This window comes from Candidatus Zixiibacteriota bacterium, from assembly GCA_040756055.1.
Classification (GTDB): Bacteria; Zixibacteria; MSB-5A5; order GN15; family FEB-12.
In genome coordinates this window covers 568,404-583,764 of sequence record JBFLZR010000002.1, presented here as the reverse complement: position 1 = coordinate 583,764, position 15,361 = coordinate 568,404, and the positions used below count along the sequence as shown (strand labels likewise).

The window sequence follows — 15,361 nt, the reverse complement described above, 5'->3', positions numbered from 1 at the left end:
TTTACCCGTTCGGGAGATAACAGCCTTGCTTTAACATTATACGATTAATGACCCTTTGGAGCAAACAACAAGACGGATTTTTTCCCGGGTGATAATCGCTCGTCTCGGGAAAAAATCAAAATGGTCGAAGTTTGGGAGTGTGCTCAGTTGCGGCTGAGCCCGAGTATCTCCCACATCAGGGTCGGCGGTATGGAACCTTCCGTCAGCAAAGCGTCATGGAAATCTCTGATATTGAAATTCTCCCCATCGCGCGCCTCGGCGGCCCGGAGCAGTTTCATAATCTCCAGTTTCCCTATCAGATACGACATCTGGTTGGTCGGAGTAGTGGTGTAACGGCGGACCTCGGTCTTCATGTATTCCTTGCCGTAGTCCGTGGTAACACCGAGAGCGTCAATCATCCAGCGCACACACTGATCGTAGGTAAACTGCCCGGTGTGCAGCTTTACATCGGCCACGATTCTCGCCGCCCGGAACCTTATACCATCGAGAACCTCCAGCCACATCGCCGGGTCTTCGTCACCATAGAGTCCGGCGGAGTACATCAGTTCTTCGCTATAGAGGCCCCATCCTTCGATCATAAGATAATTGCGCTGCCACTTGCGGACCGGGTCGGAGTTCATCGAGGCGATTTGCATCTGCAAGTGATGGCCCGGATAAGCTTCGTGGACGGCGTAACCCTTGAATCCCCGTCGGTGGACATAGCGATATCGCGCCTCAAGTTGCCGGCGGTCAAGATCATCGGGTATCGGTCGTATATAAAACAGTCCCTGCTGAACCGAATCGAAGGGCGGCGCCGGCTCGTAAGCGATGCCGGTCACCAGTGCCCGCATGAAAGACGGCACTTCGACCACCATTATGGGCGCGACATTTTCCGGTACGGTGACCAGGCCGTGGGTTTCAACATAAATCTTTTCCTGCTGAATTTCCCAGCCGTAGTAGTCGAGAATATCTTGTTTGGTGAAATTGGCGGGGACAAAGACCGAGTCGGAGCCGTTCTGATGGTGACTTTCGACGTACTCTTCGTACTCGCGATAAGCCTGATTTGCCTGCACGAAGAGAGACTCGCCGAGTCTCAGCAGCGAATCGCTGTCATAATCGAGGTAATACAGGTTGGACAGCATGTAATCAAAGTTCTCTTTGCCGATGGCGAAGCTGTTTTCCGGGCCCGGCGTTACATTGCCGAGAAAGGTCACGAAGTCGTTCATGGCCTCGCGGGCATGGTTTGACACCCGGGCGAGTTCATCGGCGCGTTCAGGAAATTTGTTCGAAAGTTCCGCGGCCACATCCTTGTAGAACTGCTGTCCGGCTTCGAGTGTCTCGATGGCGGCATCGATATACACTTTCGGAGGTTTCTTGATATTTTTCTTCGCCTTGGCCAGGTAGTCGGGGAGCGCCTTCATGCGATTGACGATGGAGACAGCTCTTTCCGAAAGCGGAGCGTGGTTGGAGAGAATCAGGTAGTATATGCCGAAGACGGCCTCGTCGGCGTACAGTTGGGGTGACTTTTTGTACCATTGGATCCGTTTGAGGTCCATCAGGGCAATATCCACGTTCGACTTCAGCAGTTTATAGTTCACCTGATCATGCACCGAGAGGTTCGCCCCTTTGAACTTGTACAGTTGTTTTTCGAAGTCGGTGAGTTTCTTGACGAACTGGTCCACCGAACCGGACGAATAGTCGGTGAAGCGGTGGTCGTAGGCATGGATGCCAATCGCGGTGGCGTTGACGGGATAGAATGATTGTATTGATTCGAGGATTTCGTTGCCCAGCCTGGTCAGGCCGGGACTGTCGGCGGCGAGAGCGCTTCGGGTCAGCAGTAAGACCGCGGCGGCGATTAGAAAGAAGCGGGGGAATATGTCTCGTGGCATGTAACCTCCTGATATTCGTAAGTCATCAATCTACGGAAATCCTATAGTCATAGCAAGTGCTCTCATTTCTTGTGGAAGACCGAGGCGAGTTCGATGTGCATGGTGTGCGGGAACATGTCGACCGGCCTGACTTCCGGCGCCAAGTATCCACCGGCAACGAGTTCTTTGGCGTCCCGGGCAAAAGTCGAAGGGTTACAGGAAATATAAAGAATCTTTTCCGGCGCCAAATTCAGAATTCGTTTAAGAGCCTTGGGGTGAAGGCCGGCCCGGGGAGGATCTACAATGACAATATCAAAGAAATTCTCCGGGTGGTCGTACTCCTTGAGATAGTCTCTGACGAATCCCTGGTAAAACTCTATATTTTGAATATTGTTGAGATGGGCGTTTTCCCTGGCGGCCTGAACGGCATCGGGCACCAACTCCACGCCCACGACATAGTCCACCCAATGAGAAATGAGAATACCTATCGAGCCGGTTCCACAGTACAGGTCAAGGACCCGATGGTTTCTGTGCGGTTCGAGCATGTCGAATCCGGTTCTGTAAAGTGTTTCCGTCTGAACTGTGTTGGTCTGGAAAAACGAATTGGCCCTTATACGAAAGGCGGTTTCGAAGAGTCGTTCCTCTATATAGCCACAGCCGTATAGAACCGTCTCTTTCTCTCCGGTGGCAATATTCGATTTCTGGCCGTTCTCGTTGTGTACGATCGTGGTAATTTTAGGAAATGCCCGGGTAATCTCGCGTATGAACACATCTCTATCGGGGAAGTGTCCGTAGTTGGTAACCATGTTGAGCATCAGGTCGGCGGTGCGTTTGGACTGGCGTATCATGGCGAAACGAAAGTAGCCGGTGTGATTTCTGACATCGTACACGGGAATGCCGTTTTGTTTTACGTAGTCGCGGATCCACCTGACGATATCGCTGACAATGTCCTGGGTCAAAAAGCATCTTTCGACATTGAAGATTTCGTCGAACCGGCCCCGACGGTGGAGACCGAGAGAGAAGTTGTTGTCATCGGCGGCGTTAAACGAGAATTCCATTTTGTTGCGGTATCGAAAGACCTCGACCGAACCGATAACGTCGCGCACCACCGTTTCCGAGAGTCCGCCAATTCTTTCCAGGCAGTCCATGACCTGTTTTTTCTTGAAGGTCAGCTGGTCCTGATAAGTGAGGTCCTGCCAGGTGCACCCCCCGCAGTACTGGAAATGCGAGCACATGGCCGGGACGCGCCGTTCCGATTCCTTGAGAATCTTTACGACTGTGGCTTTGTTATAGCGTTTGCGGTCGGAGGTAATTTCGGCGAGCACCCTCTCTCCGGGCAGGCCGCCATCGAGAAATATGACCTTGCCGTCGAGATGTCCCACGGCTTTGCCGTTAAAGGCCAGATCGGTAACATCGATTTCAAACTGCGTCTTGTCCAAATCTACTCCGGGTGTCTTTCGCTCTGGCTACATAACGCACCGGGCCGCCGAAAGTCAATCTTTTCCAGTTGAATAGTGCCGTGTTCTATGTCAAATTTCTCGCGAAGCATTCTGTTTATTTCTACGACAATATCGGGGCCGTGGGCCAGATTTTTCTGCTCGACGCAGATATGGCATGACATGGCAATGTCGCTCGACGATAACGACCAGATGTGCAGGTCATGGACGTCTTCCACACCGTCCGTCCTCAAAATGGCCCTGAAGACCTCATCGAAATCGATACCCTCGGGGGTGGACTCGAGAAATATGTACACCGCTTCCCTGATAACGAGGTAGGACGACCAGAATATCATCAGGGCGATGACCGACGACAGTATGACATCGATCAGGTACCAATCCGTCAGGATGATAATAACGCCGCCGGCGATAACGGCCGCGGATGATATGGCGTCGTATGCCATATGCAAAAAGGCGGTCTTCATGTTGAGTGATTTGGTCTTTTCGGATCGCAGGATAAGGATCGATGCGACGTTTCCGAGAAAGCCGATTACCGCCACGATCAAGAACAACCACGGTTTGGTCAGTGGTTGCGGGTCGATAAGGCGGTCGTAGGCCTCGAGCAGAATGAAGATAGCTATTACCACGAGCGCCACGGCCGAAATAAAGGCGGTCATTACTTCAAGGCGCTTGTATCCGTAGGTGGACTTTTTTGTAGCCGGCATCTGCGAGCCTTTAAAGCCGAGCCAGGCCAGCCCCAGAGATGCTATGTCGGACAAATTGTGCACTGCGTCGGCTATCAACGCCAGGTAACCGGTGATCAGGCCGCCTATAAATTCGGCTGCGGTGATAATCAGGTTGAAGATTATCGTCCAGACCAGTTTCTGTCCGGTGATGTTGCTTGGCAGGTGGTTATCTTTGTGATCGTGCGCCATAAGAGTCCTGACGAATCATCAAGCAGGTTCGCTAAATAAAGAATCGGAAGGCATTCCGAAAAATCAAGCGGACCCGGTGCCTGGCCGGACGCTGTCAGTCTCCTTTCAGCAGTTTCAGGGACATGAATCCAAGTATCAGAAGGACTACGAAAGCAATGGCCAATGCGTTGAAGTACTTGTCGATTAGCAGCTTGATACGGTCACCGTGCTTGCGATACAGCATTCCGATAAGGCCTGCTACGGCAAAAAACCTCAGCGACCTGCTGATTAAGGAGGCGAGCAGAAAAGCCACGAAGCTCATTTTAAAAAATCCGGCGGCAATCGTGAAGACTTTGTAGGGGATAGGTGTGAACCCGGCAATCCCGACCGCCCACGCACCGACTTTCATCCCCATCAGTTCCTTCTCATTGAACCAGTATTGTGCCTGCCGAAGCAACTGCTCGGGTTCGGTGCCAGATAAAGAGGCCGATATCGACAGCAGCTTCTCACCGACGAGGTCAAAAGCAAACTGTCCAATAAGATAACCGAGTACGCCGCCGATCACGGATCCGATTGAACAGACCACAGCGAACCTCAGCCACTTCTTGTGCGCCCCCATACACAGAGCAATCAGAAGGGCGTCGGGCGGAATGGGGAAGAAGGAGGCTTCGGCCATGGACAGGAAAAAGAGGGCCGTCTGTCCGTGCTTTCGCTGGCCCCAACTGAGAACCCAGTCATACAGCGATCTTGTCCAGACCAGAGGTGTCTTGAGTATCTTTAACATCGGGTGCTGATCAATTCAGTGCTTTTGGTGTTTTTTCTGTTTGCGGTATGGTCGTTTTTCGACCTTTAGCCTTACCAGTCTATTTTCCTCGCGTTCGAGCACGGATATCTTCATATCCTCGATCACTACCGATTCGTCTTTATCGGGAAGACGCCCGAGGTGGTCTATGAACAGCCCGGCCAGTGTTTCGGCTTTGTCTTCCGGCAGATGACTTCCCATAAGCTCGTTTATCTCGCCGGGCCAGACAGCCCCTTCGGCATAGGCGACCGTGTCGGAGTGTTTGACAAGTGACGGTTGCTCGGTGTCGTATTCATCCTGAATGTCGCCGACCAGTTCTTCGAGAATATCCTCGATCGTTATGATCCCGGCAGTGCCTCCGAACTCGTCGAGCACTATGGCAATGTGCTTTTTCTTACGTTGAAACAGATTCAAAAGCCTCGACAGCGGCATAGAGTCCGGAACGAAGAGGGGTTTTCGGATGAGATCGCGAATAATAATGAGCTCCGGATTCAGTTTGTGAATGATGATGTCTTTCGTGTAGAGTACGCCGACGATGTGATCGATATCTTTTTCATAGATCGGATAACGACTGTAACCATCTTCGATAATGAGCCGGACGATCTCTTTCGGATCGGCGTTAAGCTCGACGGCGACCACGTCAGTGCGCGGTGTCATGGCGCGGCGGACGGTCATATCGGCGAATTCGAACACCGACTTGATGAGCTTTTCCTCGGTTTCATCGAAAATGCCCTTTTCGCGGCCCTCGAATATCATCATGTTGATTTCTTCTTCCGTGATGGCGGACCGGGCCGAGTCGGATTTTACGCCGACGACGTTCACGATAAGCCTGGCGGTCCGGCTGAGAATGGTAGAGAAAAACGCGGTCAGCTTGATAAACAGGCTGGTGGGCGGCGCGACGTGACGGGCGTAAAATTCCGGATTCGACAGGGCGAGATACTTGGGCACCAGTTCTCCTATGACCACGGTGGTGCCGGTGATGACAACGGCCACCACCGCTACCGATAGGGGCGTGGCGCCGTGGGCCAGAAATTCGATTGGCGAGCGCGCCAGCGCGGCCTCAAGCTGTTTTACGATAGTGGCGCCGCTGAAAACGCCTGCCAGGGTACCCACGAGAGTGATACCGACTTGTATGGTGGCCAGAAACCTGTCCGGCATCCGGTGCAGTTTTTCAGCTGCTGTCGCGCCGCGCTTGCCGTCGGCAACCTTTTGCTGTAGGCGGCTTTTGCGGCTGGCTATGATGGAGAACTCCGACAGAGCGAAAAACCCGTTGGCCAGAATGAGAATGAAAATTGCGAGAAGTTCTAAGGCTAAGTCAGCATCCATCGTCTAAGGACGCCTTTCTTTTGCCCGCGGAGCGGCGCCACATTGTCGGGGCGGTGTGCTTTCTCTATCTTGCATAGTCTTGATAAACGGAGCTTTGTGCCAGTTGACGAAGCCTTTCGACCCTTTTTTCGACCGGGGGATGAGTCGAGAATAACGAAGAAAGTCCTTTGCCGGATAGCGGATTGGCAATCATAAGGTTTGCTGTCGCCGGACGCTGGTCCAGATTGAGCCGTACCGGGGCGCTATGCAGTTTCTGCAGAGCCGAAGCCAGAGCGAGATGTCTCCCCGTAAGGCGACCGGACTCAGCGTCGGCCTGATACTCACGTTGACGGGAGATAGCCATTTGGATTATCATGGCGGCTATGGGCGCCACAATGGCGGCGACCAACAAACCGATTCCACCACCGCGATTTTCATCGCGATTATAACCGCCAAAGATGGCCCCCCAGCGAGCTATCGAAGCAAGAATGCCGATCGCGCCGGCCAGAGTGGCCGCGATCGTACCGACCAGCATATCTTTGTTATGGATATGAGCGATTTCATGGCCGATAACCCCGCGAAGTTCATCATCGTTGAGAAGCTCCAGCAGACCTTCCGTAGCCGCTACCGCCGCGTGCTCCGCATTTCTTCCGGTCGCGAAAGCGTTGGGAGCCCGGCTGGGAACGATATAAACCTTCGGCATCGGCATCATGGCGTTCACGGTCGCGACTTCCTTAACGATTCGATAGAGGCGGGGATGTTCGTGTTCCTGTATCTGCCTGGCCCGGTACATCCTTAGAACCAGTTTGTCAGAAAACCAGTAGCTGAAGAAGTTCATTGCCGTCGCCAGGAGAAAAGCCATCACCATGCCCTTCTGTCCGCCAATCAGGTAGCCGACACCCATAAAAATGGCCATCAGGCCAAGCATCATAAAAGTAACTTTAAGTCCGTTCATGGCAATATCTTCTCCTTATGAATCTAACAAATGAAGGTTGCGCTGGTCAACAACTTTCATTTCATACCTATATAGCGAAGGACATATTCAAAAGTTCCCGTTTTCAAAAGTCCGGCACCGCGGTTTTTCCCGTCAGTCTGTGCCAAAAAAAGGGCCGGAATGTTATCTCCGGCTCTGAGCGGCGCTTATCAGGCGCTTGGTTTTTTGCGTTTGCTCCGTCCGAAAGAGATGTTCTCCGAAGAGAACTCCGGTTTTTCCGGCTCCCGGCTGGTTTGCTCCTGCTCAGACTTTGGCTCGCTCTTGGTCGGCGGAGTGCGTCGGGCTTTGCCCCGCCCGAAACTCTGCGGTCTTGTCTCTTGTTCTATCTGATTTTCCACCGGAGTTTCATAAGGTTCTTCGATTGTGTCCGCGGGAGACTCGTTTTCGTATGACTCCGGCGGAGCTGGAATCTCCTCGGTTGATTCGCCTCTGTCCGGCGGGATTGGCTTGTCGTCACCGGCGTAGAAGTCTATCTTCGGGAAATCAGCCTGTGTTTGAGGTCTTTCGCTTGAAGATACTTCAACCCGCTGGGTATCATCGGATTCAACCACGATCTCTTCGGTGTCCGTGACTCCGGTATTAGAAGTCTCGTTCTGACGAAGTTCCGCCAGCTGGGCGGCGATTTTTGCCCGTTCACGCTCGATAGTCTGACTCGACAGCGTCGTGTCGACATCAGCTGAAGTCCTGCCCGCGTCACCGTTCGCTTTGACCTCAGCGGTGGTGTCCTTCGGCTCCTGTTCACGTTTTCTTGGGCGGAGTTCGTTCTCCAGCACGTGGTACGGAACGGGTGGCATTACGAAGGTCGACGCTCTTTCTTCGCGAGTCTTTTGCTGTTGTCTGGGCGGCTGTTGTCTGTTTTCCGGTCGCTCCGCCCGGGGCTGACGCTCTTTGTGTTTCGAGCGGTGATCACCGCGTCGGCTCTTATCGCGATCACGGTCTTCTCCTCTCGATCGGCGGTCAGCGTCGCGCTGGTGACCCGTGCGTTCCTGGCCTTTACGCTCCTGCCGCAAAGGAGCCTTGTCTTGTTGTTGCGAAGCGGGTGGCTTTTGTCGGGCATCGCGTTGCGGACGGTCCGGCCGTCTTGGTCCGCGTTGAGCTTTTCTGTCGGGCGATTCCTGTCTGATGTGACGGGCCGTTTTGAAGTCAAACGTCTCGCCAATTACAGCCGCGCCGACAGCATCGCCCCATACGTCCACGACAGCCCGCCAGCGGTCAAAAAACCAGTCCATGATCAGGACAATTCCGATACCGGCATAAGCCTGGGCAGGGAATCCGGCGGCGTACATGACTACCGCAAGCAGCATGGCCGAAGCGTTGGGCATCAGTGACGCTCCAAACGAAATGACAAACGAGGTGCCGACTACTATCAGGACCTGGAGAATTGAAAGTTCCACCTGGAAGATCTGGGCGGAGAACAGGGCCGCGATAATCAGGTAGAGGGCTGTGCCGTTCATATTGACCATGGCTCCCAGAGGAACCGTGATCGAGCCGGCCCGGTCATCGATTTCGCTTTTGTCAACCACGCTGTCGTAGGTGATGGGCAGGGCGGCAGCGGCGGAGCCGGTGCCAAGAGCAGTTGTGAGAGCCGGCGCCATATTGCTCAAATACTCCATGACAGGTCTTTGCGCGAAGAACCTGAGCGCGAGCGGCAATATAACGGCGGCGTGAATCAAAAAGGCGATCGCCAGCGTGAGTGAATACAACCCCAGCGAGCCAAGCATGCTGTCCATGGACAGGGCGTTTTCGGCCACCGCGGTTCCAACCAGCGACAGCACGCCCAGCGGGGCCACCCATATCAACATGGTCACGATTTTCATGATGGCCTGGTTGACGGCACGCAGAAAATCAATAATGACTTTTCCCCGATCACCCATCGGGATCAAAACGACGCCGAAAAATACGGCAAAGATAATCAGTCCGAGCAGATTACCCACGGCGCCGGCTGCGAAAAGATTTGACGGAATTATCGAACCCAGCAACTGTGAGATCGAAAACGACGTCACACTGAGAACTTCGGGCGGGATAACCGCACTATCGGCGGAGACACCCGCGCCGGGTTGAATCAGAGTTACCAGTCCCAAGCCGATCAAGACGGCTATTGCACTGGTAACCGCAAAATAGAGAAGAGTCTTCCCGACTGTTCGGCTGACCCTTCCAACATCGGCCATTGCGGCCACGCCGACTATAACAGCGGCGATTACGAGGGGAATCACTACCAGTCGCAGCGCATTCAGAAAGAGCTGTCCGACAAAACTAATCGATAACATCACTTCGGGAAAATAATAGCCGATAAATCCGCCAAGGATAACGGCCAGAACCGTAGCGATAAGTAGTGAAGTTGATGATTTACTGTTCATCTTCTCCTGCATCAGTTCGGTCCGGGGAAATCCGCTTCAACCTTTATCAACACTTCCCGGACCAGGTTAAACTACAGAACAGCGATACAATTCCTTGTCGTTTGCAATGCGCGAGCATGGTTGAAGCTACCAGAGGCTGTTCTTTTCAATGATTACTCCCGATGGGAGTACTGCGGAGGCCGGCTCACCTGGCCATATGGCCCCGCGCTGCAGCGCACTGCGTTTCTAACGACGGGTAATAATACTACCTCACCTCTGTTTAAGCAACGCTTTTTGATTCGCCGGGCCTATGTCGTTATATAATAACGTGATAGGGGTAGATGTCGGATGCCGACAGCAGGCGCCGAAACAGCCTGCCAGCCGGCACTCAGGGTTGTTCGCGGAAGAGGTTGTGATTGATATAGCAGGGACATACGGTTATATTCGAATATGGATTTGTTCGGAAAAGACCGGCCGGAGGGTATCGCCAATACTCGTTCCGCGCTGAAACCGCTGGCGGACAGGATGAGACCGGCGAATCTCGACCAGTTCTACGGTCAGGAGAAAATAATCGGACCTGGGACGCCGCTTCGCAAGGCGATCGAGCAGGATAAAGTAGGTTCCATCATCTTCTGGGGGCCGCCCGGTTCCGGAAAGACGACTCTCGCATCGCTCATAGCCAGGTCGACCCAGGGGCAGTTCACGCCCTTCTCGGCGGCGACATCGGGGATCAAGGAAGTCAAAGAGGTCATATCGAAAGCAGGCAACTACTACCAGATGACTTCAAGACGCACCTATGTTTTTATCGATGAAATCCATCGTTTCAACAAAGCTCAGCAGGATGCCTTTCTACCCTATGTCGAATCCGGCGAGATAATTTTGATTGGCGCCACCACTGAGAATCCGTCATTCGAGGTCAACTCCGCTCTTCTGTCTCGAATGCGGGTGTACGTACTGGAAAGGCTGACGGAGGAGGCGTTGACGAGTATTATCGAGAGGGCACTGACGGATACCACGGTTGGGGTGGGGTCGATGAATCTCAAGTTCGGTCCCGAGGCGGTTCGTTTCATAGCGGCGGCGGCCGACGGCGATGCTCGCAGAGCGCTGGTGCTGGTGGAGAATACCGCCGAATTCGTCGGTCAGGACGGCACCATCACCGTCGAAGCGCTCAAGCAGATTCATCAGAAAAGTATCGCCGTTTACGATAAGGCGGCCGAAGAACACTACAACCTCATTTCTGCCCTTCACAAGACAATTCGCGGCGGCGACCCCGATGCTGCTCTGTATTGGCTGGCAAGGATGCTCGACGCGGGAGAGGATCCGCTGTATATCGTCAGAAGGCTCGTGCGATTCGCCTCGGAGGACATCGGCATGGCCGATCCTTATGCCCTGACGGTGACGATGAATGCCCGCGACGCCTATCATTTCCTTGGTTCTCCCGAAGGCGAACTGGCGATTGCCCAGGCCGTGATTTATCTCGCCTGCGCGCCGAAGTCAAATTCCGCCTATGTTGCTTTCGGCCGGGCGATGAGCGACGCCCGCGAGAAAGGCTCCCTACCGGTGCCGCTGCATCTGAGAAACGCCCCGACTTCGCTGATGAAAGCGCTCGGCTACGGCAAAGACTATCAGTATGCCCACGACTTCGACGATGCTGTCACCGACCAGGTGAATCTTCCCGATGAGATAGAAGGCGCGGAGTATTATCTTCCGCGCGAGTCGGGCAGGGAGAAAAAGGCCAAAGAATATCTCGAGTGGTTCAAAAAGCGCCGTGACGAACTGAGGCGCAAACCCCGCCAATAAAATCTTCCCATCATGTTTACCGGGCTGTCAGCGGAGAAAACGCCCTGAGGGTATCGGGCCCCGCATACTTTATTGAATGTCAGTGGTTTGCGGATTAAGCAAAACACCCGGTCTGCCGATAATCTAATAGTTGAGATGGGATTGGCCCGCCCGGGCCGGTCCGAACGTTATGCTGTGCAGTCAGGGGCATGAGTTGACGCTGAAGAGCAAGTTAAGTCATATCGCGAACCGGGTTCGTTTTTTGAGCCAGCACTTCTGGGCGGCCGCGGTAGTGTTCCTTTTGGGGTTGATATCAACTTACCTTCTTTTGTGGGTATATCTGCAGACCGCGCACCACGCCTCCGCGCATGTACCGCTGATGCTGGAAACCAACCGCGTAAGCCTGCTGGTATCACGCTCGCATGTTATGCTCGAGCAACTCGCCGGCGGCGACTCCAACATTCAGCCGGAAGAGATAATAGCCGGTCTCAGTGAGTCGGTTATATTATCGGAGAGACTTCTTGCCATCATAGAGCGCGATGAGTCTCTGGGTGACTGCCCGCTGCATGACCGGTACCTTCTGATGATGCAGCAGGCCGACAGTCTGGTCAAATTGTTCGTCGAGGTGGCTCGCCAGAGAATCGATGATAACTCGTCCGGTTTCATTGCTTCGCAGCTCGAGCTCAGAACCGGCCGGCTTTGCGATGCTCTGGTAGCTACCACCAACGAGCTGGAAAATCTTCTTCTGGATGAAGTGAATCGTCGCAAAAACAATCTGCTGGTCATTCTGCTCGGCGTTATAGGCTTTTGGGCCATACTCGTCACAGCGGTATTCGTGGTGAGCACCAACAAAGAGAAACATCGCAACAAAGTTCTCGATGATCTGCGCCGAGCCGAAGAAAAAGTGCGCACCTTTATCTCGACGGCGGATGACATGATTTATTATCAGTGGCCCGACGGTTCTGTGTCGGACCTCAATCGCGCCGTTAACAAGGTCACCGGGTACTCGGCGAAGGAGTTCCAGAAGAATCCACGCCTGTGGTGCGAGATACTCCATCCCGAGGATCTGGAACTGGCCGAAGAATTCTTCAGGAAATGCCCGCGTGGCCAGTCCAGTTTCGACTTTCAATACCGGCTGCAAACGAAGGCCGGGCTCTGGCGCTGGATACAGTCGAAACGAGTCGTGGTCAGAGGCGATGACGGTTGTTTTGCCGGATACAACTGCATTGATCGCGATATTACCGAACTCAAGGAATCTGCCGAAAGTCTTGTTGCCAGAACCGAGGAATTGAAGGAGCGAGTCAAGGAGCAGCAGTGTCTGTACGGCGTTGCCCAGGTACTAAGGGACTCCTCGCTGACTCTCGATGTGGCGTTTCGAAGAGTACTTGAGCATGTACAATTGGCATGGAAACACCCCGAGGTCTGCCGGGCACGAATAACTGTTAGAGGCAGAGAATACGTTCTGGCGCCTTTCGAGGCGTCGCCATGGGTTCAGAGGGCGGACATTTTCGACGCCCATGAAAAAGTGGGCTGCATCGAGGTTTGCTATCTCAGTCAAATGCCGGCGGAGAGCGAAGGTCCTTTTCTTTTTGAGGAACGCGAGCTCATCGACGCCCTGGCACGGCAGATAGGCAATCACATCGCTCGCCGTCAAACAGAAGAGACTCTCGTACGTAACAATGCCTTTTTGAATTCGGTGCTGGATTCGCTGACCTACCCGTTCTATGTTCTCGATGCCAGCGATTTCACGATTCAGGTGGCCAACCGTGCCTCGGGGGCCAATCCCTCCGAGCGAAGTATCACCTGCTATGAATTGAGTCACGGTAGAACTTCCCCTTGTACCTCGACGGAGCACCCCTGCCCGCTGCAGCGCGTAAAAGAGGAGCGCAAGCCGTGTGTGGTAGAACACGTCCATCTTGACCGAAATGGCAATGAGAGATACCACGAAGTCCACGGCTACCCGGTTTTCGACGACGAGGGCAAAGTTGTTCAGGTAATCGAATACATGCTTGACATCACTGACCGCAAACAGGCCGAATACGATCTCGGCAGGCTGGCTGCATTCCCCGCCAACAATCCCAATGTCGTGATGAGTTTGAGTCCCGAGGCCGAGGTGCTTTATATCAATAAGGCAGCCGAACATCGTCTGGGCGAAATCGGCCTGGGGAGAGAGGATGCCATCAAGTGTCTTCCGGTGAACATAAGAGATATCATTCAACAGTGTCTGCTCTCGGGAACCGGCGTGCTCAACATACTGAACGAAATCGCGGGACGCACCTGGACCTGGTCGTTCCACCCGGTCGAGGGGCAAAACGTGATACACTGCTATGCCACCGATATCACCGAACTTATGAGGCAGGAAAAAGAGGTGAGGATGTTGTCGGCGGCGGTCAATCAGTCATCGAACATGGTGTGTATCACCGATGTCAACGGGATAGTGGAATATGTCAACCCGTTCTTCACTAAAGTTACCGGTTACAGCCTCGTCGATATCGTGGGACGGCCCGTAAGCATACTCAAGTCGGGTGATTATGACGAAGAACTGTACCGTGACCTGTGGCAGACGATAACATCCGGGAAAACCTGGAGCGGCATCATCAAAAACAAGCGGCACGACTCGGAATTGTATTTCGAGCGAAAAACGATAACGCCCATTTATGATGACAACGGCAAGATAATGAATTTCCTGTCCGTTTCCAGCGATATCACGAACGAACTGAAAACCCAGCAGAAGCTGATTCAATCGGACAAACTTTCGGCCATCGGCACCCTTGCGGCCGGCGTGGCGCATGAATTTAAGAATTACCTGGGCGGTATAATCGGCAATGCCTCATTCGCCCTGCACGAACTGGAGAGCGATGATGGCCGTCAACTGGCCGGCGAGACACTGAGCAAGATCATCGAGATGGGTGAAAAAGCCAACGATGTCGCCATGTCGCTGCTTACTTACTCCAAGGCGAGGCCGGAAGAAAAGCAACCCGAGGACCTTCGCAAACTTATCCGCCGTTCGGCAAAACTGGTCGAGAAGGAACTGCGCAATCAGTCCATCGAGCTGGTCACTTATTTCGAGGAGGTTCCGCCGGTCGAGGTCTCCGCGAGCAAAATCCAACAGCTTTTGCTCAATCTCCTGATTAACGCCCAGCACGCCATAAAACAGCATGGCGTGATAACGATTGCGGTATTCTCCCGGCGTGATGCCGTCGAGGTTCGTGTGGCCGATACCGGCGTGGGGATACCCCGCGAAAATCTGGAGAAGATTTTTGACCCGTTCTTCTCGACCAAGGGTGTGTGGGGCAAAGATGAATTGATTGGTACCGGCATGGGACTGTCCATCTGTCGAAATATAGCGCGCGAGTACCGCGGCGAGTTGACAGTCAATTCGGTGGTCGGCATCGGGACGACTTTTACTTTGACGCTTCCGGTTACAAATGTGGAGCGGCAGCACGTCACTTTCAGGGCCACGCCCGAGGATGAACTTCAGGCCCTTGTGTTCTCACTGGACAAAAGCATCCTGACGCATTACCACAACCAGGCCTGCCAGTTGAATGCAAGGCTCCTGGCGGCCGACGATATCTCGACCATTCCGGAAGATCCCGGTTCGATAGCCGACATCGTCATATGCGATTCGCGGTTCATTGGTAAGCTGGAGCTATTGAAAATGGTCGAACGGTGCCGCGACTCACTGGTTCCCTATGTCATGGTAAACTGCGGGGCCTCGGAATACGAACTGGCCGGTCTTCACGACGGTTCCGTGGCGAACTTCAAAGAACTCCCCGATTTCGAGCGAATAATCGCCATGCTCCCACCCGATACCCTGGAGAAATCAAAGGCGAGACACGCCTGATTGACCCCGGACGCCACGGCCCGGCAAATTTCTCACGCCATCCGTTTTTTTTGTGCTACATCGGCGCGACTCGATGGTATCAAGTAAAAGCTTGACGTTGCGGA

At 53.7% G+C, this 15,361-nt stretch carries 9 protein-coding genes; 2 read left to right on the top strand and 7 right to left on the bottom strand.

The window, feature by feature from the left end; genetic code table 11:
- Nucleotides 1-143: 143 nt before the first annotated feature.
- From AB1483_05785 to AB1483_05755, 7 genes are all read right to left on the bottom strand, one after another.
- Nucleotides 144-1,868, bottom strand: a complete 1,725-nt coding sequence (locus AB1483_05785) for a DUF885 domain-containing protein (GenBank protein MEW6411970.1) — start codon at nt 1,866-1,868, stop codon at nt 144-146.
- Between the two features lie 62 nt (nt 1,869-1,930).
- Nucleotides 1,931-3,286: a 23S rRNA (uracil(1939)-C(5))-methyltransferase RlmD gene (gene rlmD / locus AB1483_05780; GenBank protein MEW6411969.1), complete on the bottom strand. Its 1,356-nt coding sequence runs from the start codon at nt 3,284-3,286 to the stop codon at nt 1,931-1,933.
- A gap of 2 nt (nt 3,287-3,288) precedes the next feature.
- Nucleotides 3,289-4,218: a cation diffusion facilitator family transporter gene (locus AB1483_05775; GenBank protein ID MEW6411968.1), complete on the bottom strand. Its 930-nt coding sequence runs from the start codon at nt 4,216-4,218 to the stop codon at nt 3,289-3,291.
- A 94-nt stretch (nt 4,219-4,312) separates the two neighbouring features.
- On the bottom strand, nt 4,313-4,981 hold the full coding sequence (locus tag AB1483_05770) for a YqaA family protein (GenBank protein ID MEW6411967.1): 669 nt from the start codon (nt 4,979-4,981) through the stop codon (nt 4,313-4,315).
- A 15-nt stretch (nt 4,982-4,996) separates the two neighbouring features.
- The gene (locus tag AB1483_05765) at nt 4,997-6,325 is read right to left on the bottom strand and encodes a hemolysin family protein (protein MEW6411966.1); all 1,329 of its coding nucleotides are present in this window, start codon (nt 6,323-6,325) and stop codon (nt 4,997-4,999) included.
- Between the two features lie 64 nt (nt 6,326-6,389).
- Nucleotides 6,390-7,259: a zinc metalloprotease HtpX gene (htpX, locus tag AB1483_05760; protein ID MEW6411965.1), complete on the bottom strand. Its 870-nt coding sequence runs from the start codon at nt 7,257-7,259 to the stop codon at nt 6,390-6,392.
- A gap of 188 nt (nt 7,260-7,447) precedes the next feature.
- On the bottom strand, nt 7,448-9,655 hold the full coding sequence (locus AB1483_05755; GenBank protein ID MEW6411964.1) for a cation:dicarboxylase symporter family transporter: 2,208 nt from the start codon (nt 9,653-9,655) through the stop codon (nt 7,448-7,450).
- Nucleotides 9,656-10,084: 429 nt separating this feature from the next.
- Between AB1483_05755 and AB1483_05750 the strand changes: the two genes are divergently transcribed.
- Both AB1483_05750 and AB1483_05745 read left to right on the top strand, forming a co-directional pair.
- Nucleotides 10,085-11,434: a replication-associated recombination protein A gene (locus tag AB1483_05750; protein ID MEW6411963.1), complete on the top strand. Its 1,350-nt coding sequence runs from the start codon at nt 10,085-10,087 to the stop codon at nt 11,432-11,434.
- Between the two features lie 169 nt (nt 11,435-11,603).
- Nucleotides 11,604-15,257, top strand: a complete 3,654-nt coding sequence (locus tag AB1483_05745) for a PAS domain S-box protein (GenBank protein ID MEW6411962.1) — start codon at nt 11,604-11,606, stop codon at nt 15,255-15,257.
- The last annotated feature ends 104 nt before the right edge of the window (nt 15,258-15,361 follow it).

Bases quoted from the DNA above. Each gene is read 5' to 3' on its own strand.
- AB1483_05770 (MEW6411967.1), bottom strand. From the start codon at position 4,981: ATGTTAAAGATACTCAAGACACCTCTGGTCTGGACAAGATCGCTGTAT.
- AB1483_05785 (MEW6411970.1), bottom strand. From the start codon at position 1,868: ATGCCACGAGACATATTCCCCCGCTTCTTTCTAATCGCCGCCGCGGTC.
- AB1483_05745 (MEW6411962.1), top strand. From the start codon at position 11,604: ATGCTGTGCAGTCAGGGGCATGAGTTGACGCTGAAGAGCAAGTTAAGT.
- htpX (MEW6411965.1), bottom strand. From the start codon at position 7,259: ATGAACGGACTTAAAGTTACTTTTATGATGCTTGGCCTGATGGCCATT.
- AB1483_05775 (MEW6411968.1), bottom strand. From the start codon at position 4,218: ATGGCGCACGATCACAAAGATAACCACCTGCCAAGCAACATCACCGGA.
- AB1483_05755 (MEW6411964.1), bottom strand. From the start codon at position 9,655: ATGAACAGTAAATCATCAACTTCACTACTTATCGCTACGGTTCTGGCC.
- AB1483_05750 (MEW6411963.1), top strand. From the start codon at position 10,085: ATGGATTTGTTCGGAAAAGACCGGCCGGAGGGTATCGCCAATACTCGT.
- AB1483_05765 (MEW6411966.1), bottom strand. From the start codon at position 6,325: ATGGATGCTGACTTAGCCTTAGAACTTCTCGCAATTTTCATTCTCATT.